Origin of the sequence: Neisseria sp. HMSC070A01 (genome assembly GCF_001810165.1) — a bacterium.
GTDB lineage: Bacteria > Pseudomonadota > Gammaproteobacteria > Burkholderiales > Neisseriaceae > Neisseria.
On record NZ_KV800113.1, the window covers coordinates 1 to 2421 of the forward strand.

Genomic DNA, 2421 nt, shown 5'->3' on the forward strand with positions numbered 1-2421 from the left:
CAGTTACAGCCTTTTTCGGATTTGATGCAGGCAGACGGCCACGGCATGGCTTTAAAGGCTTTGTTCATGCTGTCGTAGATCGGGGCGGTTTCGGGGCGCTCTGCTATTCTTGGTTCATAGTCTTGCGGTGTGATATAGGGTTTTTCTTCCTCTTTTTCGGTTGTTTTCGGCTCTTGTTGGGGATATTGGCCGCTTTGTTCAATTTGGGGTTGTGCCGTTTGTGTGTTTTGTGCGGTTTGGTTGCTGTCTGTTTCGGTTGTTTTTTTGACCTCTATCGGTTTTGATATGTCTTTATAACTGCCATATGCAATAAACATGCTGAATATAATTACTATAAGAACCAAAGGTAAAATAAATATCACTTTACTTCGTTTGGTTTTGATTTTTGTGTGTTCTTCGGCCGATTTGTAAACGCCAAATGCTTTTTTATCGAGTTTGTAAACGCTTTTGACGCCGTTTGCTATATCGCCGTTTGCTTCGGGATTGGCGCATCTTTCCCATTCGACCATACGCCTAACGCCTAGACTGGTTTTGCCGATATGGCAATGATGACCTATCAGGCTTCTGACGTTGGCATCTATAAGCCGTGGGTGTTGTGTCAATAAAAAAATGTCTATGCCTTTATGTCGGTGTGTTTCAAGCTCAGCAACATAATCGGGGACTTTTGAACCGCTTGGGCGTGGACGGAATACGCGTTGACACTCATCGATAACGAGGATCGCGCCAGTAGGTGCCCATTTGTGCCACGTCTGCATGGTTTCGCCTTCAGGGATCGGCAGATTGGGGATGATTTGGCCGTCAACTTCGGGAATTCCGTCAAGGTAAAGCGGACGGTTTTTTAAATCGTCTCTTGTCATCAAATCCGAGATCATCTTTAATGTTTTGCCCGAACCTGGTACGCCTGTTATCAGATACAACATTTTTTATCTCCTTTTTAATTATCTGTTTTATTTTTTTGACATAACTGCCGAGAGTTTGGCAAACGATTTAAGCGATGCAATAAATGCGAAAGTGCCAAATATCCAATTAAGACAAACCCCCATGCCTGTTATATAAAGTATTTGTAAGGCATCATCAGATATACCGCCTATTTGATTTGTTACATAGCTTAATAACTGTTGTTGCAGTTCGTTTGCCCCTACATAAGTTACAAACGACAGACCAAACGCGGCCATGATTTTTCCTGCTACGGTTGTCAATACGGCAGTTAATAATTTGCTCCACATGTTACAACTCCTTGACTGCCGACCATGCCGCCCAGCTACAACTTATCATGCATATTAAAATCAAAATTGGCCTGATTTTTCGGGCAATGTCGCAAATTGTGTCATAACCCATTTCAAATCGGCCAAACAATCCAAAATCAAATGATTGTGGCTTTGGACAAACACCGTCCGTCTTGAAGTGTTCCAACGGTTTCAAAGTTCCTATATCTTGATCGTTTTGCGGAATGTTTAGATCTTTTTCTTCTGCATTACCCATATCTGCACACGCTGCGATGTTTGGAAACAGGGAACAAAGGCCATTTTCTTTTTGATTTGGCGTTTGTTGATTGTTTGGACTATTCGGACTGTTCGGCTCATTCGGTGTATTTGGCGAATTCGGGCTATTTGGTGCGTTTGGCGTGTCCGGACTCTCCTGTCTGCTCGGTGTTGTCTTTTCGGGCTTATTCGGTGCTTCTGGACTGTTTGGCTTTAAATCTGGACGCGGTACATAATCAACGCCTACAGTGCCGTCTTGATTCATTTTGAATCTTGTTTGTTGTGGGGTGCTACTGCCTTCAGGAGTGTACGGCGCACTAAGTGCGGTATCAGGGCTGAATGTGCTTGGATCGGCAGATTGATTCATAACGCCCATTTTTGCCAGTTGGTTCATCAGCTCGGCATGGTTTGTCTGATTGTTTTCAAGCATACGCTTAAGAATGTCTAACATTTCTTTTTGTGTCAGCATGAAATCTTCAGGTTTTACTTGGCTTTGATTTTGTGCGAGTTTCTCTTTTTCTGCTTCTGGAACTGTACCTTCTTTATAGGAATTCCATCTAACAAAAACATGCTTATCAGACGGTGTACTTACTTTAATTTGTGAAGGGGAGGCATATTTACCCATATCAATATTGTAGGATGATACAAATTGGCGCATATACGAAGGCGAACCATTTAAAGTATTACCATCAGAGCCATTTAATCTATAACCGTCTGGAGCATAAAAAACATAATTTTGATATGACCCATCGACTTCTACTATTAATTGATACTTGAATAATCCTTTCTTTTTTGCTTCTTCGTCTTTCTTTTGTTCTTCTTTTTTCTGTTGGTCTTGTTGTTGCGCTTTTTGTGCTGCTTCTGCTGCTTTTCTTGCTGCTGCTTGTGCTACTGCTTTTTGATAATTTCCTTCGGCTTCCGCTTGGCGTTGTGCTTGTTC

At 42.1% G+C, this 2421-nt stretch carries 3 protein-coding genes; all 3 read right to left on the reverse strand.

The genetic code is table 11. The annotated features are described in order from the left end of the window. On the reverse strand, positions 1 to 920 hold a 920-nt coding region (locus HMPREF2711_RS00175), incomplete at its 3' end, for a zonular occludens toxin family protein (RefSeq protein ID WP_070615104.1). A gap of 27 nt (positions 921 to 947) precedes the next feature. Further along, positions 948 to 1226: a DUF2523 domain-containing protein gene (locus tag HMPREF2711_RS00180; protein WP_049336921.1), complete on the reverse strand. Its 279-nt coding sequence runs from the start codon at positions 1224 to 1226 to the stop codon at positions 948 to 950. 1 nt (position 1227) lies between these two features. Then, on the reverse strand, positions 1228 to 2421 hold a 1194-nt coding region (locus HMPREF2711_RS00185), incomplete at its 5' end, for an IgG-binding virulence factor TspB family protein (protein WP_283118127.1).